This window comes from Amycolatopsis sp. Hca4, assembly GCF_013364075.1.
Taxonomy (GTDB): Bacteria; Actinomycetota; Actinomycetes; order Mycobacteriales; family Pseudonocardiaceae; genus Amycolatopsis.
The window spans coordinates 886,096-906,953 of the sequence record NZ_CP054925.1 but is presented as its reverse complement, the minus strand read 5'-3'; the positions used below and the strand labels follow the sequence as shown (position 1 = coordinate 906,953).

Sequence of the window (20,858 nt, the reverse complement as noted above, 5' to 3'; positions counted from 1 at the left end):
CGCGGGGCCGCACGTCATGATGGTGCGGTGACCGATACCGCCCCGGGTCTCCCGCCTGTCCCGGATCCCGCCGAGCCGCCGAAGCAGATCGTGACCCCGCTGGCGGGCCGGGCAGTGCTGGCCATGGCCGTGGGAACCGCGCTCGTCGTGGCCGCGGTGGTGACCGCCCTGTGGATCGGCCTGACCACGGACGGCGCCGACCCGGCACGGGTGAGTGCGCGGCTGGAAGTGCTCCGGATCGGCTTGAGCCTCGGCCTCGGCGGCGGCGGGTTGTTCGCCCTGTACCTGGCCTGGCGGCGGCAGCGGGCCACCGACCTCGCCCTGCTCCAGAAGGAGCGCGACCAAGCCGACGTCGCCCGCGCCCACGCCCTCCAGGAGCGCGTCGCGGCGGAGAACCGGGCGCACCAGGAGCGGGTCGCCCTCGCCACCGAGACCGACGCGACGGCCCGCCGGATCACGGAGCTGTTCGGCAAGGCCGTCGAGCACCTCGGGGCCGCCGAGGCACCGGTGCGCTTGGGTGGGCTGTACGCACTGGAGCGACTGGCCCAGGACAACCCCGCGCAGCGGCAGACCATCGTGAATGTGATCTGCGCCTATCTGCGGATGCCGGTCGACCCGCCGCCGGACCCGGACGACGACCCGGAGGCCCGGCGCAGGCGGCGCGAACACGAAGTTCGCCTGACCGCGCAACGCATCTTGGCCGGTCACCTCCGTCCGGGGCCCGAACCCGGGACCCCGGCGGCGACGTTCTGGCCCGGCCTGGAACTCGACTTGACCGGCGCGGTACTGACCGAGGCGGACTTCAGCGGCTGCCACCTGCATGCCCTCCGGCTGACCGGCGTCACTTTCCACGGCGCCACCCGCTTCGCCGGGACGACCTTCGCCGAGGACACGGCCTTCGAAGACGCCACCTTCACCGGTGAGGCGCACTTCGGCCGCGCGACCTTCGCCGGCCGCGCCCAGTTCCGCGACATGACCCTCGCCGGGGATGCCGACTTCGCCGAGGCGAAGTTCCTGCTGGGTGCACGGTTCGAGGGCACGTCCTTCACCGGCGACGCCGCCTTTCCCGGGGCGAGGTTCGCGCGCCGGGCGTGGTTCACCAAAGCCGTCTTCGCCCGCGGCGCCGAATTCGGTTCGGCCCACTTCAAGGGGGACGCCGAGTTCCGCGGTGCGGTTTTCGCCGGCAACGCGAGGTTCGTCGCCACGGCCTTCGGCGGCAACGCCCACTTCCACGGCGCTGCGTTCCGGCGCGCCGCCAGCTTCCGGGAAGCCGTCTTCGCCCGCGATGCGACTTTCCAAGGCGTGGCGTTCGACGGCGCCGTCGGCTTGCGTGACGCGACGTTCCGCAAGAACGCCGAGTTCCGCGGCGCCGGCTTCGCGCAGCCCCCTCGCGTCACCGCCGGCCAGTTCGAGGGTGACGTGCCGCCGGAACTGTCCGGGGCGATCACTCCCGGGTGAGCGCCGGCCCGGCTCCCGGTCAGCGGGTCAGCGGCAGGGACGCCATCCCGCGCAGTGCCGGGTTCGGGCGGCGCGTCACCTCACCGGCGAGCCGCAGCGTCGGAAACCGCTTTCCCAGCTGTTCGAGCAACACCGTCATCTCGAGTCGGGCGAGAGCCGCTCCGAGACAAAGGTGCAAGCCGTGTCCGAAGAACAGCCCGCGGCCGCTGTCACGGGTGATGTCGAAGCGGTCCGGGTCCGCGAAGCGCGCGGGGTCGCGGTTCGCCGCTCCGGTGAGGATCACGACCATGTCGTCCGCCGGGATCTCCCGGCCGTCGAGCACCGCCGGCCGGGCGGCTGCACGCTGGCTCATCTGGGCGGCGCCGTCCCACCGCAGCACCTCCTCGACCGCCCCCGCCGCCAGGCCCGGGTCGCCGGCGAGCAGGGCGTACTGGTCCGGGTGGGTCAGCAGCGCGTGGATGCCATTGCCCAGCGCACCCGCCGTGGTCTCGTAGCCGCCGCCGAACAGCACGAGCAGCGCGTTGAGCACCTCGCCCTCGGACATCAGCTCCTCGCCGGCGCCGGGCCGGGCCAGCAGGGCGGACGTCAGGTCGTCGCGGGGATCGGCCCGCCGCCGCGCGATCAGCTCCGTGAAGTAGTCCCGGTATTCGACGGCGGCCGCGTCGACCTCGGCACGCAGCTCGGGTGCCATCGCCGGGTCGACCTGCTTGCCGATCAGGTCGGTGACGCGGCGGAGCCGGTCGTGGTCGGATTCGGGCACGCCGACCAGATCGCCGATCACGGCCATCCCGAGCGGGTAGAGGACCGTGCCGACGAACTCCGCCGCGGTCCCGTCCGCCGTGGCGTCGGCGAAGCGGTCCAGCAGCCGGTCGGTGGACCGGCGGACGGCGGGCTCCAGCGCCTGGACACGCCGGACGGTGAAGTCGCGGACGAGCAGCCGGCGCTCGCGCGTGTGTTCCGGCGGGTTCTTCCACGGCAGGAGGTCGGTCAGCATGGCCATCGCGGCGTTGTCCCGCCAGCCCGGCCGGTGCCGGTCGCGCCACTCGGCGTCCAGGACACGGAAGGTCTCGCCGTCGGCGAGCACCTGCTGGCAGTCGGCGAACCGGCTGAGCACCCAGCCGTCGTAGACCTCGCTGCGGAAGACCGGTGACTCTTCGCGGAGTTTCGCGTAGACCGGGTACGGATCGGCGAGCGCGGCGGGGGTGGACAGGGACAGCAGAGCGGCGTCGGACACGGGAGCTCCCTCCGGTGGCGGTGCGGTGTCCGCAGTCTTCTCCCCGGCACGGTGCCGGGGCAGGGCCCGGACCCGGGATCACTCCGATGGCAGAGCGAGGGCCAGCGCGAGCAGGGCGAGCCCGGCCGCCGGGGCGAGCGCGAAGGCGGCGGAAGCGCCCAGTGCGTCGGCGAGGTGCCCGGCGGCGAACGCCGCCACCGCGGAACCGGCCGCACTGGCGGAGTTGTTCCAGGTGAACGCCTGCGTCCGGACGGCCGGGTCGACGGCGGTCTCGGTGAGCACATTGAGCAGCACCAGCGTCGGCGGGATCGCCGCCTCGGTCACCACGACGGCGGCGCCGAGCCAGAGTGCGGACGGCGCCAGGGGGAGCAGGAACGCCGTGCCCGCCAGGTAAGCGGCGGCGGCGACCAGCTGGAGACGTGCCGGGACGCGGTGCCGGCGCAGGCCGTAGCACCAGCCGGAAACCAGCCCGCCGATGCTCGCGGCGGCGACGATCGGGGTGGCCGCGCCGGGCACGCCGTGGTCCGTGGCGAACGCGCTCACCGACACGCCCACGGTCCCGAAGTACAACCCGACGGCCAGGTTCAGCAGCGCGAGGCGGACGAACCGCGGCCGGAAGAGGGGACGTCCCGGTCGGGACGGCGGTGGCGCGGTCCGGCGCTGGGCGGCCAGGGCGGCACCGCCGCCGACGACGAGGGCCGCGGCGAGGGTGCTGGCCACGGCCGCGAACCCGGCCGCCCCGAGCGCCGTGACCAGCACCGGTCCGAGGAGGAACGCGGTGGCGTTGGCGAGCGACTCCAGCGAAAAGGCGGCCGGCAGGGCGTCGGTCTCCCGGAGCAGGTGTGCCCAGCGGGCCGCGGAGAGGGCACCGAGCTGGGGGACGGCCGCGCCGGCGCACGCGGCGAAGGCGATCGCCGCCGGGGACGGCGCGGTGAGGACACCGGCGACGGCGACGCCGTGGACGGCCACGGAGAACAGCAGGACACGGGGCTGGCCGAACCGGTCGACCAGGCGGGCGACCTGCGGGCCGAGCCCCGCTTCGGCGAGGGCGAACCCGGCCGTGGCGAGACCTGCGGTGCCGTAGGAGCCGGTGCGGGCGTGGAGCAGCCAGAGCAGGCCGAGGCCGGTCATGGCGATGCCGACGCGTCCCGCGGCGGCGGTGAAGAAGAAGACGGCGGCGCCGGGACGGCGCAGCACCGGACGATATCCGGACGGCATGGGGGAGTCCTCGTGGCCGCCGGGAACCCGGGCGGCGGGACGCGGCCCGGCCGAGGCGGGTCCGGACGACTGGGGACACCATGGCCGACGGATCGGCGTCCGGGCAAGTGTTTTGAAGAGCCTTGCCCTCAGCGCCGCCTGATTCCGGCGACGAGCTTCTCCCAGTTCCGGTACGCGATGAGCTCCCGGTCGGCGTCGCCGAGGGGCGCATCGTCCACAAAGGACCGTGCTGACCCGGCCCGCTCCCGGTTGAACGGGTGGTCGGAGGCGTACATGATCCGGTCCGCCCCCACCGTTTCCACGCTCCACCGCAGGTACTTGTGGCTGGAGATCCCGCCGGGCGTGACGAAGACGTTGGTGCGGAAGTACTCCGCGATCGGGCGCCGGAGGGGGACGAGTGTGTCCATGGCGGCGACGCGGTCGAGGTAGAACAGCACGACTTCGCCCCAGTGCCCGAGGATGACCTGCAGGCCGGGGAACCGGTCGAAGACACCGGCGACGATCATCCGGAGGATCGTCAGGCCGGCGTCGTAGTGCCAGCCGAACGCGCCGGTGGCCAGCATGCTGTCCACCGGCTCGCCGAACCCGCGGTAGTAGGCCTCGTCGACGGCCGGGACGGGCGCGCGGGGGTGCAGGTAGACCGGGGCGCGCAGGTCCTCGGCGGCTTCGTAGATGTCCCAGAACCCGGCCGCGTCCAGGGCTCGGCCGCCGGAGTGGGCGTTGACCAGCGTCCCGGCGAACCCGAGTTCGGTGACCGCGCGCCGCAGCTCGTCGGCCGCGGCGGCCGGTGCGGGGGTCGCCAGTGTCGCGAAGCCCTGCAGACGGCCGGGATGGCGCCGGACCGCGTCCGCGAGCCCGTCGTTCACGGCCACCTGCAGCGCGACGGCCTCGGCGGCGGGCAGGTTCTGCAGGCCGGGTGTCGTCAGTGACAGCACCGCGGTGTCGATGCCAGCGTCGTCCATGGCCGCGATCCGCCCCTCGCCGACGTCGAGCAGCGCCGGCAGCACGTCCCCGGCGAACGCCCGCTTCATCATCGGCTCGGCCAGCCGCGGATCGTGCCGCTGCCAGGCCTCGGCGACTTCGGCGGTGAGGAAGTGCTCCTCCAGTGCGTACAGCCGCATCGCGGGTGGCCTCCGATCCACGGGACTTGAATCTTCAAGTTAGCCCGCCTGGCTTGAAGATTCAAGTGTGGCCGGTTGCCGGTGCTAGAGCTTGAGGCGCTCACCCAGGCCGCGGACGTGGTCCGCCCCGCCGCAGCCGAGGTCCAGCTGGCGGCGGCGTTCGGCCACGAACGCCCGGCCCAGCCCCGTCCGGTCCGAAGTGGACATACCCCGCCGCAGGTCGTTCAGCAGCCCGCGTTCTTCCCCGCGGACGTGGGCGTCCACCACGTTCTCCAGCCGCAGCAACGCCTTGTCGAAGTCGTCGCCGTCCAGGACCGCCAGCAGCTCCTCGGCGAAGGGGGAGCCCGGCGACGACGGCTGGACGATCCGTTCGGTCGCCGTCGCGTGGGCGACCAGCAGGGCCGACAGCTCCGCCACCAGCGCCGGGCGGTCGGCTTCGCTGTTGCGCAGGTCGCGCAGCAGCTGCTCGAAGCGGCGGTGGTCGCCCAGCAGCACCTCGACCACGTCCGAACCGGGCGCCGCCGCGGCCGGGGCCGGGCGCATCCACCCGAACGTCAGCTCCACCGCCTGGCGCCAGTGCGCGTACTCGGTGTTGCGGCGGGCCGGGTCCATCGCCGGCAGCCACTGGCCCGCCCGGTGCCAGTTGCGGCGCAGGCCCTCCAGGTCCGGCCAGTACCCGACCGACAGCCCCGCCGCGTAGGCCGCGCCGAGCGACACCGTCTCCGCCACCATCGGGCGCACCACCGGCACGTCGAGGACGTCGGCGATGAACTGCATCAGCAGGTTGTCGGCGGTCATCCCGCCGTCGACCTTCAGTGTCGACAGCGCCAGCCCGGAGTCGGCGTTCATCGCGTCGACCACCTCACGGGTCTGCCAGCCGGTCGCCTCCAGCACCGCCCGCGCCAGGTGGCCCTTCGTGATGTACGACGTCAGCCCGGCGATCACCCCGCGGGCCTCGCTGTGCCAGTGCGGCGCGAACAGGCCGGAGAACGCGGGCACGATGTAGCAGCCGCCGTTGTCCTCGACGGTGCGCGCCAGGGTCTCGATCTCGGGGGCGCTGCCGATCAGCTCCAGGCCGTCGCGGAACCACTGCACCAGCGACCCGGTGACGGCGATCGACCCTTCGAGCGCGTATACCGCGGGCTCGTCGCCGATCTTGAACCCGACCGTGGTGAGCATGCCGTGGGTGGAGAGCACCGGCGTCGGGCCGGTGTTGAGCAGCAGGAAGCTGCCGGTGCCGTAAGTGCACTTCGCCTCTCCGGGCGCGAAGCAGGTCTGGCCGAACAGCGCGGCCTGCTGGTCACCCAGCGCCGCGGCGATCCGGATGCCCGGCACCACGCGCGACGTCGTCCCGTAGACCTCCGTCGACGACCGGATCTCCGGCAGCATCGCCCGCGGGACGTCGAAGAACGCCAGGAGCTCGTCGTCCCAGTTGAGCGTGCGCAGGTTCATCAGCATGGTGCGCGAGGCGTTGGTGACGTCGGTGACGTGCACCCCGCCCTCGGCGCCGCCGGTGAGGTTCCAGATCAGCCAGCTCTCGATGGTGCCGAACAGGACGTCGCCGCGTTCGGCGCGTTCGCGCAGCCCGGGCGTGCGTTCGAGCAGCCAGCGGATGCGCGGCGCGGAGAAGTAGGTGGCCAGCGGCAGGCCGCACAGCTGCCGCACCCGGCCGGCGCCGGGTTCGCGGGCGAGCTGTTCGAGCATGGCGTCGGTGCGGGTGTCCTGCCAGACGATCGCCCGCCCGACCGGGTTGCCGGTGCGCCGGTCCCACAGGACGGTGGTCTCCCGCTGGTTGGCGATCCCGAGCCCGACCACCTGGTCCGCGGTCGCGCCGGCGTCGGCCAGCGCCTGGGGGACGATCCGGGACAGGTTCCGCCAGATCTCGGTCGCGTCGTGCTCGACCCAGCCCGGCCGCGGGAAGTGCTGCTGGTGCTCGCGCTGGACGACCGAAACGAGCCGGCCGCGCGCGTCGAACAGGATGCACCGGGTGGAGGTGGTGCCCTGGTCGATGGACATCACGTACCGCTGGACCATGGTCCTCCCATCACCATCGGGACGCGCCGAGGTCGCGGGACACCGCGCGGGCCGCGTCGCGGACCTGGGTCAGCAGTTTCGGGCTCGGGGCGCCGTCGGGCTCGCAGATCCGCTCCGCCGCGCCCGACACGCCGATCGCGCCCACCACGATGCCGCCGTGGCCGCGGATCGGGGCCGCGATCCCGGCCTCGCCGGCGATCATCTCGCCGTTCTCGGCCGCCCAGCCCGCCTCTCGTACCTTCGCACACGCGCGCTTGATCGCGGTCTGGGTGGTCAGGGTGCGGCGCGTGTACGGCTCCGGGGTCGCCTTCAGCGTCGTGTCGTAGGCCAGCAGGACCTTGCCCAGCGCGGTCGCGTGCAGCGGCAGCAGGGTGCCGACGTCGAGGGTCTGCAGGCTGTCGTCGGGGCGGAACACGTGGTGCACGACCAGCACCCGGCCTTCCAGGGGCGCGCCGATCCGGACCGCCTCGCCGCTGCGGGCGGCCAGCGCGTCCGCCCAGTTGATCGCCCGGGACCGCAGCTCGTTGACGTCGAGGTAGCTCGTGCCCAGGTGCAGCAGGGCCGCCCCGAGCTGGTACTTGCCCGTGTCGCGGTCCTGCTCGACGAACCCGACGCCCTGCAGCGTGCGCAGGATCCCGTGCGCGGTGCCCTTCGCCAGTTCGAGCGACTCGGCGATCTCGCCGACGCCCAGGCGCCCCGAACCGCGCGCCAGGAGCCGCAGGATCGCGGCGGCGCGCTCGATGGACTGGATCGGACCCGGCACGCCGCGACCCTAACCCGACCGGCCCCGATTCGACAATGTCGAACATCCACTCGGGGCGTTCGACAATGCCGACCGGTGTCCGTTGACCGGCCTGACACGCGAACTTAACTTTCATCCACCAATAGGGGGACAAGGTCCTTTGTGGAGGAAAGCAATGGTGCGAAACCTCAAGGCCCACGGACTCGCCGGCGAGATGGCCGCCGAGTTCGTGGGGACGATGATCCTCATCCTGTTCGGGTGCGGAGTGGTGGCGCAGGTCGTCGCCGCGGGCATCGGGGACCACGACAGCATCGCCTGGGCCTGGGGCCTCGGCGTCACCCTGGGTGTCTACGTCGCTTCGCGGGTGAGCGGCGCGCACCTGAACCCGGCCGTGACCATCGCCCTCGCGGTGTTCAAGGGCTTCGAGTGGCGCAAGGTCGCCCCCTACGCACTGGCCCAGACCGCCGGCGCGTTCCTCGCCGCGCTGCTGGTGCGCTGGAACTACACCGAGGTGCTCAACGCCAAGGACCCGGGCCTGACGATCAAGACCCAGGGCGTGTTCTCCACCCTGCCGGGTAACGGCACGCTGCCCGTGGGTGACTGGGGCGCCTTCCGCGACCAGATCATCGGCACCGCGATCCTGCTGATCGTCCTGTTCGCCATCACCGACCTCCGCAACACCTCGCCCGGTGCCAACCTGGCCCCGGTCGTCGTCGGCTTCCTCGTCGTCGCCATCGGCATGGCCTGGGGCACGAACGCCGGCTACGCGATCAACCCCGCCCGCGACTTCGGCCCGCGCCTGGCCTCCTGGCTGACCGGCTACGACACGGCGTTCACCGACCAGTACGGCTTCCCCTACTGGTGGATCCCGATCGTGGCCCCGGTACTCGGCGCGCTGATCGGCGGCGCGATCTACAAGTACCTGATCGAGCGGTTCCTGCCCACGGGCGACCCGCTGGACGCCATGCCCGCCAAGGACCTCGAGCCCGCCAACTGAGTAGGAGCACGACCATGCCGGACTTCGTCGGTGCCGTCGACCAGGGCACGACCAGCACCCGCTTCATGATCTTCGACCACGGCGGCAACGAGATCGCCCGCCACCAGCTCGAGCACGAGCAGATCCTGCCCAAGCCGGGCTGGGTCGAGCACGACGCCACCGAGATCTGGGAACGCACCCGCTCGGTCATCGCGACCGCGCTCAACAAGGCCAACCTGACCTTCCGGGACCTCGCCGCGCTCGGCATCACCAACCAGCGCGAGACCACCGTGGTCTGGAACCGCCGCACCGGCCGCCCGTACGGCCACGCGATCGTCTGGCAGGACACCCGCACCGACCGGATCGCCTCCGCGCTGGAGCGCGAGGGCAAGGGCGACGTCATCCGCCGCAAGGCCGGCCTGCCGCCCGCCACCTACTTCTCCGGCGGCAAGCTGCAGTGGATCCTCGAGAACGTCCCCGGGGTGCGGGAGGACGCCGAAAAGGGTGACGCCCTGTTCGGCACCACCGACACCTGGCTCATCTGGAACCTCACCGGCGGCCCGGACGGCGGCGTGCACGTCACCGACCCGACCAACGCCTCCCGCACCATGCTGATGGACCTCGAAACCCTCGACTGGGACGACGAGCTGCTCTCGTTCTTCGACGTCCCGCGGCAGATGCTGCCGGCGATCCGGCCGTCGTCGAACCCGGGCTTCGGCACCACCCGCACCGACGGCCCGCTCGGCGGCGAGGTCGCCATCACCGGCGTCCTCGGCGACCAGCAGGCCGCCACCGTCGGCCAGGTCTGCTTCCGGCCCGGCGAGGCCAAGAACACGTACGGCACCGGCAACTTCCTGCTGCTCAACACCGGCCAGGAACTGGTCCGCTCGAAGCATGGCCTGCTCACGACGCTGTGCTACCAGTTCGGCGACGACAAGCCGGTCTACGCGCTGGAAGGCTCGATCGCCGTCACCGGCTCGGCCGTCCAGTGGCTGCGCGACCAGCTGGGCATCATCAGCGGCGCGGCCCAGAGCGAGAGCCTGGCCCGCCAGGTCGAGGACAACGGCGGCGTCTACTTCGTCCCGGCGTTCTCCGGCCTGTTCGCCCCGTACTGGCGCTCGGACGCCCGCGGCGCGATCGTCGGCCTCACCCGCGCGACGACGAACGCCCACATCGCGCGGGCCACCCTCGAAGCGATCTGCTACCAGACCCGCGACGTCGTCGAGGCCATGCAGAACGACTCCGGCGTGACCCTCGACGTGCTGCGGGTGGACGGTGGTGTCACCGCCAACGAGCTGTGCATGCAGCTGCAGGCGGACATCCTCGGCGTGCCGGTGTCGAAGCCGGTGGTCGCCGAGACCACCGCGCTCGGCGCGGCGTACGCGGCCGGGCTGGCCGTCGGCTTCTGGAAGTCGACCGACGAGCTCGAGCAGAACTGGAACGAGGACAAGCGCTGGACGCCGACGTGGAGCGACGAGCAGCGCGCGGAGGGCTACGCGGGCTGGCAGAAGGCCGTCGGCCGCACGCTCGACTGGGTCGACGTGCAGTGAACACGAGGAGGAACACCGTGACCCCGCTTTCCCCGCAGTACCGGGCGGACACCCTGCGGAATCTGGTCGATGAAGAGGTCGACGTGCTCGTCGTCGGCGGGGGCGTGACCGGGGCGGGCGTCGCGCTCGACGCCGCGTCCCGGGGGCTGTCGACCGCGCTGGTCGAGGCCCGCGACTTCGCCGCCGGCACGTCCAGCCGGTCGTCCAAGCTGATCCACGGCGGCCTGCGCTACCTGGAGCAGCTGGACTTCAAGCTGGTGCGCGAAGCGCTCAAGGAACGCGGGCTGCTGCTGCAGAAGCTGGCCCCGCACCTGGTGCGGCCGGTCAGGTTCCTGGTCCCGCTGCAGCACCGGGTGTGGGAGCGCGGGTACATCGGCGCCGGCGTCACGCTGTACGACACCCTCGGCGGCGCCCGCGCGCTGCCTCGGCACCGGCACCTGTCCAAGCGTGGCGCCGCCAAGGTGGCCCCGGGCCTGGCCGACGACGCGCTGATCGGGGCGATCCAGTACTACGACGCCCAGGTCGACGACGCCCGCCACACGATGACGATCGCGCGGACGGCCGCCGAGCAGGGCGCTTCGGTCCTGACCCGGACTCGCGTCACTTCGCTGCTTCGCGAGGGCGAGCGGGTCGTCGGGGCGAAGGTCGTGGACCGCGAGAGCGGGGTCGAGTTCGAGATCCGCGCTCGCACGGTCGTGGCGGCCACGGGTGTCTGGAGCGACGACATGGCGGAGGCGGCCGGCATCCCCGCGCCGTTCACCGTCCGGGCGTCGAAGGGCATCCACCTGGTGGTGCCGCGGGAGAAGATCGACCTCGACACCGGGCTGATCCTGCGCACCGAGAAGAGCGTGCTGTTCGTCATCCCGTGGGGACGGCACTGGATCGTCGGCACCACCGACACCGAGTGGGACCTCGACCGCGAGCACCCGGCGGCCAGCCGCGCGGACGTCGACTACGTGCTCGACCACCTCAACGCCGTCCTGCGCACCCCCGTGACGCACGACGACATCGAGGGCGTCTACGCCGGTCTCCGCCCGCTGCTGGCGGCCAAGGCGACCGCGACGACGAAGCTGTCGCGGGAGCACGCGGTGGCCCGCCCGGTGCCGGGCCTGGTGATCGTGGCCGGCGGCAAGTACACGACGTACCGGGTGATGGCCGCGGACGCGGTCGACGCGGCGGTCGAGGAGGTCGGCCGCCCGGCCCCGCCGTCGTGGACCGACCGGCTCCCGATCGCCGGCGCCGAGGGCTACCACGAGCTGTGGGAGGACCGGTACTCCGTCGCCTCGCGGACCGGCCTGTCGCTGACGCGGGTGGAGCACCTCCTGCAGCGGTACGGCACGCGGATCTGGAACCTCGTCGAGCTGATGGAGGAGGATCCTTCGCTGGCTTCGCCGATCACGGAGACCTCGGAGTACCTCCGCGTGGAGGCCGTTTACGCGGTCTCCCACGAAGGTGCGCTGCACCTGGAGGACGTCCTGACCCGGCGGACGCGCATCTCGATCGAGGAGCGCGACCGTGGTATCGCGGCGGCGCCCGTCGTCGCGGAGCTGATGGCCCCGCTGCTCGGCTGGGACGTCCCGAAGCGTGAGCGCGAGGTGGCGAACTACCTCGCGCGCGTCGAGGCGGAGCGCTCGGCCCAGGAAGCCCCGGACGACGCGGCGGCGAACGCCACCCGCCTCGCGGCTCCGGCGCTGCTGCCGAGCTGAACGGTCACCGCCGTCGCGCGTGGACACCCCGGAACCACCTGACGGGGAGGAGCAGGGGATGTTCAGAGGTGTTCTCGCGACGGCGGCGGTGGCGCTGGTGCTCACCGCCGTTCCGGCGAGCGCGGACCAGCCGGGCGGCCTCGGCACGTTGCCCGGGGATTGACCAGCGGTGGGACGTGGCCGGCCGGATCACCGAGCTGGCGCCGCAGCCGGGCTACGCGTCGGTTCAGCCCGCCGCGCTCACCGAGGACGGGGTGGCGGTCGGGGACTCGATGGCCGCCAACGGCTGGGCCGGGCGGGCCACGCTCTGGGGCGCGTCCGGGACACCGGTCGACCTGCCGCCGGTGCCCGGCTTCCCGTGCTACGCGTATTCCAGCGTCGCCGCGATCAACGCCCACGGCATCGCCGTCGGATACTCCTACGGCGCTCCGGGCACGGTCACGGCCCTCGGCTTCGGCCGGCCGTCCGCGGTCAACGATGCGGGCGCGGTGATCGGCGGGGCGAAGTACTGGGACCCGGCGGGGAACGTCGTCCCGCTGGAAGGTGGCGGCACCGCCACCGACCTCGACGACGCGGGCACGGCCGTCGGTTCGAGCGGCTTCCACGCCGCGAAGTGGGATGCGGCGGGACACCTCACGGTGCTCGACATCACCTGGATGTTCAGTTCGGCGGCCGAAATCGGCGCGGACGGAACGATCTACGGCGAAGTGGTGGGGGAGGACGGCAAGAGCCGACCCGCCCGCTGGGACCCGGCCGGGCGGCTCACTGTGTTCCCGGCCGCCGGTGACGCCCGGACCTGGTTCACCACCGCCAACGACAGCGGCAGCGCGCTCGTGGAAACCAGCCCGGGCGGGTTCGTCGTCTGGGGTCCCGGTGGCCGGGTCACTCCGCTGCCGTTGCCCGCCGAGGGCGCTTATTGCCGTGCCACGGACCTCAACGACCGGGGCGCGGTCACGGGCGAATGCCCGGTTCCGGAGCAGAACTCGCACGCCGTGCGGTGGGACCTGCCCGTCATCGGGAACTGGTGAGCACGTCCAGCTCGGCGAGCACGTAACGGGCGTTGGCCGAGATGACCGGGTTGGTGTGCCGGTAGTACGGCAGCTGGATCACGGCCATCGCCAGCGCCCGCCCGCGGCCGCGGGCCCAGGTGGCGTCGTCGGCGGCCACCGCCTCGCGGAAGGCGCCCCGGGTGTCCGCGGTCAGCAGGTTCCACGCCGGGATCAGGTCGATCGCCGGGTCGCCGACACCCGCGGTCGCCCAGTCGAGCACCCCGCTCAGCCGGCCGTCGCGCAGCAGGAGGTTGCTCGGCATCAGATCGCCGTGCAGCCAGCACGGCGGCGCGGTCCACGGTGGAGCGTCGAGCGCTTCGGCCCACACCGCGAGCGCGGCCTCCGGGTCGAAGGGCTCGTCGGTGCGGCTCAGCTCGTCGATCGCCTCGCGGGCGGCCGAATCCACTGTGGACAACGGCCGGCCACGGCGGGCCGGGGGACCCGCTGCCCGGTTCGCCCGGAGCGCGAGGACGAACTCCGCCAGGCCGGCCGCGGAGCGGCCTTCGATTGCCGGTGCGCCGTCGAGCCAGCCGTGCACCGCCCACGGCCACGGATATCCCTCGGCCGGTTCGCCCACGGCGACGACAGCGGGGACCGCCACCGGCAGTCCGCCCAGAGCACCGAGAACCTGGCGTTCCTTTGCGATGTCCGCGGCGCCGCCCTCGGTCAGCGGCAGCCGGACCGTCCAGCGGTCGCCGAGGCGGAAGACCGCGTTGACCGTTCCGCCCGAGGCCAGCCGGGTGACCGGCAGGCCGGTCCCGGCGGGGAACTGCCCGCGCACCAGCCGCCGGACCAGCGTCGTGTCGACGGCGTGCTCGTCGGCGTGCATCCGGCCCATGTGATCACCGAACCACGCACGTCAACGGGGTTTCCGTGACCACCGGCACCCCGGATTGCACGACGATGCATGGCCGTGCATAATCATTCGCATGTCCAAGGTGCTCACTTCCCTGCCCGTCGGCGAGCGTGTCGGTATCGCCTTCTCCGGTGGCCTCGACACTTCCGTAGCGGTCGCGTGGATGCGCGACAAGGGCGCGGTGCCCTGCACCTACACCGCCGACATCGGCCAGTACGACGAGCCCGACATCGAGTCGGTCCCCGGGCGGGCCGGCCAGTACGGTGCCGAGATCGCGCGGCTCGTCGACTGCAAGGAAGCCCTCGTCGAAGAGGGGCTCGCGGCGCTGACCTGCGGCGCCTTCCACATCCGCTCCGGCGGCCGCAGCTACTTCAACACCACGCCGCTCGGCCGCGCGGTCACCGGCACCCTGCTGGTGCGCGCCATGCTCGAGGACGACGTCCAGATCTGGGGCGACGGCTCCACCTACAAGGGCAACGACATCGAGCGGTTCTACCGCTACGGCCTGCTGGCCAACCCCTCCCTGCGCGTCTACAAGCCGTGGCTCGACGCGGACTTCGTCACCGAGCTCGGCGGCCGCAAGGAGATGTCCGAGTGGCTGCTGGCGCACGACCTCCCGTACCGCGACAGCACCGAGAAGGCCTACTCGACCGACGCCAACATCTGGGGCGCCACGCACGAGGCGAAGTCCCTGGAGCACCTGGACACCGGCATCGAGATCGTCAAGCCGATCATGGGCGTGGCCTTCTGGGACCCCGAGGTCGAGATCCCCGCCGAGGACGTCACCATCGGCTTCGAGCAGGGCCGTCCGGTGACCATCAACGGCAAGGAGTTCGCCTCCGCCGTCGACCTGGTCCTGGAAGCCAACGCCATCGGCGGCCGGCACGGGCTCGGCATGTCCGACCAGATCGAGAACCGGATCATCGAGGCCAAGAGCCGTGGCATCTACGAGGCCCCTGGCATGGCGCTGCTGCACGCGGCCTACGAGCGGCTCGTCAACGCCATCCACAACGAGGACACCCTCGCCAGCTACCACAACGAGGGCCGCCGCCTCGGCCGGCTGATGTACGAGGGCCGCTGGCTGGACCCGCAGGCGATGATGCTCCGCGAGTCGCTGCAGCGCTGGGTCGGCACCGCGATCACCGGCGAGGTCACGCTGCGGCTGCGGCGCGGCGAGGACTACTCGATCCTCGACACGAACGGCCCGGCGTTCAGCTACCACCCGGACAAGCTGTCGATGGAGCGCACCGAGGACTCGGCGTTCGGCCCGGTCGACCGGATCGGCCAGCTGACCATGCGCAACCTCGACATCGCGGACTCGCGGGCGAAGCTGGAGCAGTACGCGAGCCTCGGCATGGTCGGCGGCTCGAACCCGAAGCTGATCGGCGCCGCCCAGGCCGCGTCGACCGGGCTCATCGGCGCGATGCCCGAAGGCGGCGCGGAGGCGATCGCCTCCCGCGGCAAGACCGACGACGTCGAGCTGCTCGACAGCGCCGCGATGGAGTTCGGCACGGACTGATCCGCGCACGACCCGAAGGCCACCGCGCACGGCTGCGTGGTGGCCTTCGGTGCGTTCAGGGGACGAGCACGACCTTGCCGGTCACCGTGCCGGATTCGGCCAGCGCCAGTGCTTTCGCGGCTTCGGCCAGGGGAATCCGGGCGGCCACCTGCGCCTCGAGCTCGCCCTTCGCCGCCAGGTCGAAGACGGCCGTCAGGTCTTCGGCCAGGCGCGCGCGGAACCGGGCGAGGTTCCGCTTGCCGCCCCAGACGTTGTAGAAGTGCGCTCGGCGGCGGTTGGGCAGGGCGGTCCACCACAGCAGGCGGGCGAGCAGCTTCAGCACCGGCAGCCGCGAGTTGCCCGGCTCGTCCTTCGTGGCCGCACTGCCGTACGCGACCAGCGCGCCGCCGGGGGCGAGCAGCCGGAACGAGTCGACGATGCCGGGGCCGCCGACGTGGTCGAAGACGGCGTCGACGCCGTTCGGGGCCAGCTTGCGCACCTCGGCGAGCACGTCGCCGCGGTAGTCGACGGCCGTGGCGCCGAGCGCGGTCACGACACCGAGGTTGCGCGCCGACGCCGTGCCGATCACCTCGATCCCGGCCGCGCGGGCCAGCTGCACCAACGTGGTGCCGACGCCGCCGCTCGCGCCGTGCACCAGTATCGTGCCGCCGGCCTCGACCTTCGCCCAGCGGTGCAGCATCTGGTACGCCGTGATGCCGTTGACCACGAAGGTTTCCGCCTCGGCGGCGTCGAGGCCGTCGGGCACGGGCACCAGGTCGGCGGCGGGGACGGTGAGGTGGCTGCGCCAGCCGCCGATCTTGGTCATGGCGGCCACCCGGCGGCCGACCAGGGCGGGGTCGGCGGCTTCGAGCACCGTGCCGACGACGTCGTAGCCGGGGACGAACGGGAACGGCGGCTGGTCGTAGTACTTCCCGCGGCGCATCTGCTGCTCGGCGAAGGAGACGCCGGTCGCTTCGACGCGGACGAGCGCTTCGCCCGCGCCGGGCTTCGGCAGCTCGCGGTGTTCGACGCGCAGGCCGTCCGGCTCGACGAGGCCGGGAAGGACGATTTCGGTGACGGTCATCGGAGGGTCCTTTCGGTGTGAGTGACTGGTCAATCACTCGACGGGCGAGAAAAAGGCCCCGGGGCGGGGCCGGCTGTTCAGTTCTTGCCGGGGTGGCGGATGCCGGCGGAGAGCACGGCGGCCCATTCGCCGGGGTGCTCGTCCAGGCCGAGGGTGGTGATCAGGTGGCAGAGCTGGCCGTAGGCGATGAACCGCTGCACCTCGTCGTCGGCCGCGCCGGAGCGGGACCGGGCGAACTCGGTCACCTTGGCCAGCCCACGGCGGACGGCTTCGGCGATCTCGGGGGTGTCGGCGGCCGACTGGGCGTGCACCTGCAGCATCAGCAGGTCCCGGTCGGCGATCAGCTCCGCGTAGGCGCCGCCCATCTCGTGCAGGAGCTTCCCGGGATCGGCGTCTTCGACGCGCGCGGCGCCGTTCGAGAGGGCGTGGACGACGAGTTCGTAGCACCGGTCGAGCGCGGCGACGAACAGGGAAACCTTGCCGGGGAACAGTTTGAAGACGTAGGCGGGCGAGATGTCGGCGCGGGCGGCCACCGCGCTGATCGGCGTGCTGTGGTAGCCGCCGCGGGCGAACTCGGCGATGGCCGCGTCGACGACGGCGTCCCGCCGGGCGTCGGAGGTGGAGAGCGTGGCACCGCGTTTCGTCATGTGAGTGACTGTACACTCACTCTCGTTCGCCGGTCAACACCGCCGTCAGAGTCGCCGGTCAGCATGAGCGGACGGCGGCCACCGCGTCGGCGACCCGGGACGTCAGATCCGGGTCGGTGAGCTCGGGGAGGAGCCGGTCGACCGGCGTGAGGCCGGCGAGCGCCCGCGCGCACGCGGCGTGGACGTCCGGGTGCGCCTGCGGGTCGCCGGTCCGCGGCCCGTCCTGCAGCAGGCCCGGCAGGGCGAGCAGGGGGGCGACCGGGTCGCCGGGTGTCACCAGCGCCGGTCCCCGGCCCGGGTCGTGGCCGCCCAGCGGGTCGATCACCACGTCGACGTCCCGCGCGAGCCCGGCCAGGGGGAACGCCGCGGCGTCGGCCGGGCGCCACAGCGTGAGGTCGGCGGTGCCCGCCGCGAGCAGCACGGGAAGCAGGAACGGCAGGCTGTCCGGTGCGACGACGAGCACCCGGGCGTCCGCCGGGGTCCGGCCGCGCCGGGAGAGGGCCACCGCGGTGGCGGCCGTGAGCGCGATCGCGAGGGTGTCCTCTTCGGTGAGCACGGTCAGCTCCACGGCCAGGGCGAGCTGCGCGGTCCGGAGCGCGGCGCGGTCGGCGCCGGTGAGGAAGACCGCTTCTGCGTGTCGGTTCCGGACGGCGGTGAGCAGGTCGTCGCCGGGAATCGTGCGAGCCACGGCGTGAAGCGGGGTGAGGTCGGTGAGCAGTCGCGCTGCTTCGTGAGCCTGGTCGCCGGCCACCGTGAGGACGAGCTCACCCACGCGGCATCCCCTTTCCGGCGCGGCCGCCGTGTAACCTGTTGAGCAATTGCGAATGTTAGCAACTTCTTCGGACGGCAGGAGGCAGCCGGTCGTGAACGAGTTCGAACGGAACCTCCGGCGTCGGGTGGGCGTCGTCCACCGTGAGCTCGCCGCCGCGCGGGAGCACGGCGAGGACTACGACTCCGAGCTGCACGCCGCCCGGCTCGAAGAGCTCTTCGACCTGGCTCGCCGGCACGGCATCGACCTCGCGTCCCCGGACGGGCCGGAGATCCCGGACCCGCGGCCGGAGCCGTCCTGACCGGCGCGGGGGAGTGCGCCGCGCGGCCCGAGGGGTGGCACGGCAGGATCGACCGCATGCGCGACATCGGCGGGACGCCGACCGGACGGCGGGGTGGCTCGTGAGCAGGCCGCTGTACCAGGTCAAGGCCGAGTTCTTCAAGACGCTCGGGCACCCGGCGCGGATCCGGATCCTCGAGCTGCTCAGCGAGCGCGAGCACGCGGTGTCGGAACTGCTGACCGACGTCGGGATCGAGCCGGCGAACATGTCGCAGCACCTCGCCGTGCTGCGCCGGGCCGGGCTGGTCGTCACCCGCAAGGAGGGCTCCGCCGTCCACTACTCGCTGACCAGCGCGGACGTCGCGGAGCTGCTCGCGGTGGCCCGGAAGATCCTGACCGAGGTGCTCAGCGGCCAGGTCGAGCTGCTCGGCGACCTCAGGACGCCGTCGGTCGCCGCGCGCCGGCCGGAGGCGTGACGGCAAACGAGTGACGTTCGCCGTCCCCGTTTTCCGGTGTCCGCGAATTCCCCACGAGCAACGTCGCCGTCCGGTTACAGTCCGGCTGCGAGGTTCCGCCTGGGGGCGGTCGTCGGGAACGGGAGCGCGCGATGGGGTCTGAAGTGCGGTTTCACCTGCTCGGACCGCTGACGGTGACGGTCGGCGGGCGGGCGCTGGCCCTCGGCGGGGCCAAGCAGCGGGCCCTGCTCGCGCACCTGCTGCTCAACGCGAACCGGACGGTCTCGCCCGGGCAGCTGGTCGACACGCTCTGGCCGCGCGAACCCCCGACGTCGGCCACCGCCAACCTGCAGACCTACGTGTGGCGGCTGCGCCGGCTGCTGCCCGGCACCGCCGTCCTGCGCACCCACGACCCGGGCTACTCGCTGGCGGTCGACCCGGCCGACGTCGACGCCCACCGGTTCGCCCGGCTCGTCGCGGACGCCGCCCGCGCGGCCGAGGGCGGCGCACCCGAGACGGCGCTGGCGCTGCTGGCCGAGGCCGAAGCCCTGTGGCGCGGCGATCCCTTGGAGGACCTGCCGACCGCGCCCGCGTGGGACGCCGAGCTCGGCCGGCTGGTGGAGAACCGGCTGGCCGCCGTCGAAGAGCGGCTCGCGCTGCAGGTCCGGCTGGGCCGGCACGATCCGGCGATCGCCGAGCTCACCGTGCTGCTGGCCGAGCACCCGTACCGCGAGCGGCTCTGGCAGCAGTACCTGCTCGCGCTGACCGGCGCGGGCCGCCGGGCCGAGGCGTTGCAGGCGTACGCGACCGCGCGCGAACGGCTCGTCACCGAACTCGGCGTCGAACCCGGGCCGGAGCTGCGGGCGCTGCAGGCGGCGATCCTGACCGGCGAGCCGCTGCCCGGGCCCGCCTCGCCGGCCCCGGTCCGGCAGCTGCCCGCGGATCTCCCCGACTTCACCGGCCGCGAGGAGTACGTCCGGGACCTGTCCGCCGCCCTCGGGGCGGGGCCGGCGCCGGTCGTGCTGACCGGCGCGCCCGGCACCGGGAAATCGGCGCTGGCGATGCACGTCGCCCACGGCCTCGCACCCCGGTTCCCGGACGGCCAGCTCTACGTCGACCTCGCCGGCACGGGCGCCCCGCGCGACCCGGCCGAGGTGCTCGCCGACTTCCTGCACGCGCTGGGCGTCACCGGGAACACCGTGCCGTCCGGGCTCGGCCAGCGGGCGGCGGTGTTTCGCTCGCGCCTGGCCGGGCGCCGGGTGCTGCTGGTGCTCGACGACGCGGCGACCGCCGCGCAAGTCCGCCCGCTGCTGCCCGCGGACGCCGGCTGCGCCGTGCTGGTCACCACCCGCGGGCGGCTGCCGGAGCTGGCCGGCGCGAAACACGTCGAGCTGCCGGTGTTCGGCGAACGCGAGGCCACGCGGCTGCTGGCCGAACTGGCGGGGCCGGAGCGGGTGGCGGGCGAACCCGCGGAGGCGGCGGCGATCGTGCGGTGCTGCGGGTACCTGCCGCTGGCGATCCGCATCGCCGGCGCGCGGCTGGCCGGGCGGCAGGCGTGGAGCCTGCGCACGCTGCACGACCGGCTGGCCGACGAGTCGAGCAGGCTGAGCGAGCTGCGCGTCGGCGATCTGGGCGTCCGGCCGAGCTTCGAGCTGAGCCTGCGCCAGCTGCCCCCGGCCGCGCGGACGGCGTTCGGCCGGTCGGCGGTGCTGGGCGCGCAGGACTTCCCGAGCTGGGTGGTCGACGCGCTGCTGGACCGCGCGGGCACGCACGACGTCCTCGACGTGCTCGTCGACGCCAACCTGGTGTCGCTGACCGGGCGGGACGCGAGCGGGCAGCCCCGGTACCGGCTGCACGACCTGTTGCGCTGCTACGCGAGCGAACTGCTGGCGGAGGAACCCGTTCCGGACGCGCCGCTCACCCGCGTGCTGTCGGTGCTCCTGGCACTGGCGAAGACGGCGGCGGCCGGCCTGCCACCGGCGTTCGGCGCGATGACCGGGCCGCCGGTGCCTTCGGGCGCGGTCCCGCACGGGCTGGTGACCGACCCGCTGGGCTGGTTCACCGCGGAGCGCAAGCTGCTGGCGGCGGCGGTCCAGCTGGCGGCGGACGCGGCCTGGCGGAGCTGTCCTGGCAGCTGACGGCGGCGGCAGTACCGTTCTACGACCTGCGCGGAGCGTACGAC

General features: G+C 73.0%; 18 protein-coding genes. 9 read left to right on the top strand and 9 right to left on the bottom strand.

The window, feature by feature from the left end; translation table 11 throughout:
- Positions 1–27 precede the first annotated feature (27 nt).
- Positions 28–1,458: a pentapeptide repeat-containing protein gene (locus HUT10_RS03685; protein ID WP_176169861.1), complete on the top strand. Its 1,431-nt coding sequence runs from the start codon at positions 28–30 to the stop codon at positions 1,456–1,458.
- 19 nt (positions 1,459–1,477) lie between these two features.
- On the opposite strand, the gene HUT10_RS03680 is transcribed toward HUT10_RS03685, so the two are convergent.
- The 5 genes from HUT10_RS03680 to HUT10_RS03660 all read right to left on the bottom strand — a co-directional run bounded on the left by HUT10_RS03680 (position 1,478) and on the right by HUT10_RS03660 (position 7,828).
- A complete protein-coding gene (locus HUT10_RS03680; RefSeq protein WP_176169860.1) occupies positions 1,478–2,692 on the bottom strand; it encodes a cytochrome P450 in 1,215 nt (404 codons plus the stop codon).
- Between the two features lie 78 nt (positions 2,693–2,770).
- On the bottom strand, positions 2,771–3,910 hold the full coding sequence (locus tag HUT10_RS03675) for an MFS transporter (RefSeq protein WP_176169859.1): 1,140 nt from the start codon (positions 3,908–3,910) through the stop codon (positions 2,771–2,773).
- A gap of 128 nt (positions 3,911–4,038) precedes the next feature.
- Entirely contained in the window at positions 4,039–5,031 is a 993-nt protein-coding gene (locus tag HUT10_RS03670) for an amidohydrolase family protein (protein ID WP_176169858.1), read from the bottom strand.
- Positions 5,032–5,115: 84 nt separating this feature from the next.
- A complete protein-coding gene (glpK, locus tag HUT10_RS03665) occupies positions 5,116–7,065 on the bottom strand; it encodes a glycerol kinase GlpK (RefSeq protein ID WP_176169857.1) in 1,950 nt (649 codons plus the stop codon).
- Between the two features lie 10 nt (positions 7,066–7,075).
- Positions 7,076–7,828: an IclR family transcriptional regulator gene (locus HUT10_RS03660; RefSeq protein WP_176169856.1), complete on the bottom strand. Its 753-nt coding sequence runs from the start codon at positions 7,826–7,828 to the stop codon at positions 7,076–7,078.
- Between the two features lie 154 nt (positions 7,829–7,982).
- Here HUT10_RS03660 and HUT10_RS03655 point away from each other — a divergent pair, with 154 nt between their 5' ends.
- From HUT10_RS03655 to HUT10_RS03640, 4 genes are all read left to right on the top strand, one after another.
- On the top strand, positions 7,983–8,804 hold the full coding sequence (locus HUT10_RS03655; protein WP_176169855.1) for an MIP/aquaporin family protein: 822 nt from the start codon (positions 7,983–7,985) through the stop codon (positions 8,802–8,804).
- A gap of 14 nt (positions 8,805–8,818) precedes the next feature.
- Positions 8,819–10,333 (top strand): glycerol kinase GlpK, encoded by a 1,515-nt coding sequence (gene glpK / locus HUT10_RS03650; RefSeq protein WP_176169854.1) that lies wholly within the window; start codon positions 8,819–8,821, stop codon positions 10,331–10,333.
- 17 nt (positions 10,334–10,350) lie between these two features.
- On the top strand, positions 10,351–12,039 hold the full coding sequence (gene glpD, locus HUT10_RS03645) for a glycerol-3-phosphate dehydrogenase (RefSeq protein WP_176169853.1): 1,689 nt from the start codon (positions 10,351–10,353) through the stop codon (positions 12,037–12,039).
- A gap of 176 nt (positions 12,040–12,215) precedes the next feature.
- The gene (locus HUT10_RS03640; RefSeq protein ID WP_176169852.1) at positions 12,216–13,067 is read left to right on the top strand and encodes a hypothetical protein; all 852 of its coding nucleotides are present in this window, start codon (positions 12,216–12,218) and stop codon (positions 13,065–13,067) included.
- Here HUT10_RS03640 and HUT10_RS03635 read toward each other — a convergent pair.
- Entirely contained in the window at positions 13,051–13,926 is an 876-nt protein-coding gene (locus HUT10_RS03635; RefSeq protein ID WP_176169851.1) for an aminoglycoside phosphotransferase family protein, read from the bottom strand. The genes HUT10_RS03640 and HUT10_RS03635 overlap by 17 nt on opposite strands.
- Positions 13,927–14,017: 91 nt before the next feature.
- Here HUT10_RS03635 and argG point away from each other — a divergent pair, with 91 nt between their 5' ends.
- Positions 14,018–15,463, top strand: a complete 1,446-nt coding sequence (gene argG / locus HUT10_RS03630) for an argininosuccinate synthase (protein WP_176169850.1) — start codon at positions 14,018–14,020, stop codon at positions 15,461–15,463.
- A gap of 55 nt (positions 15,464–15,518) precedes the next feature.
- On the opposite strand, the gene HUT10_RS03625 is transcribed toward argG, so the two are convergent.
- The 3 genes from HUT10_RS03625 to HUT10_RS03615 form a co-directional block, all read right to left on the bottom strand.
- Positions 15,519–16,526, bottom strand: coding sequence for a medium chain dehydrogenase/reductase family protein (locus tag HUT10_RS03625; RefSeq protein WP_176169849.1), 1,008 nt, complete (start codon positions 16,524–16,526; stop codon positions 15,519–15,521).
- Between the two features lie 77 nt (positions 16,527–16,603).
- Positions 16,604–17,173: a TetR/AcrR family transcriptional regulator gene (locus HUT10_RS03620; RefSeq protein ID WP_176169848.1), complete on the bottom strand. Its 570-nt coding sequence runs from the start codon at positions 17,171–17,173 to the stop codon at positions 16,604–16,606.
- A gap of 58 nt (positions 17,174–17,231) precedes the next feature.
- Positions 17,232–17,945, bottom strand: coding sequence for a hypothetical protein (locus HUT10_RS03615; protein ID WP_176169847.1), 714 nt, complete (start codon positions 17,943–17,945; stop codon positions 17,232–17,234).
- Between the two features lie 91 nt (positions 17,946–18,036).
- On the opposite strand from HUT10_RS03615, the gene HUT10_RS03610 reads away from it, so the two are divergent.
- The 3 genes from HUT10_RS03610 to HUT10_RS03600 all read left to right on the top strand — a co-directional run bounded on the left by HUT10_RS03610 (position 18,037) and on the right by HUT10_RS03600 (position 20,814).
- On the top strand, positions 18,037–18,243 hold the full coding sequence (locus HUT10_RS03610; RefSeq protein ID WP_176169846.1) for a hypothetical protein: 207 nt from the start codon (positions 18,037–18,039) through the stop codon (positions 18,241–18,243).
- A 100-nt stretch (positions 18,244–18,343) separates the two neighbouring features.
- Positions 18,344–18,697 carry a helix-turn-helix transcriptional regulator gene (locus HUT10_RS03605; RefSeq protein ID WP_176169845.1) on the top strand — a complete coding sequence of 118 codons (354 nt, stop codon included), beginning with the start codon at positions 18,344–18,346 and terminating at the stop codon, positions 18,695–18,697.
- A gap of 131 nt (positions 18,698–18,828) precedes the next feature.
- Positions 18,829–20,814, top strand: a complete 1,986-nt coding sequence (locus HUT10_RS03600; RefSeq protein WP_254896666.1) for a BTAD domain-containing putative transcriptional regulator — start codon at positions 18,829–18,831, stop codon at positions 20,812–20,814.
- The last annotated feature ends 44 nt before the right edge of the window (positions 20,815–20,858 follow it).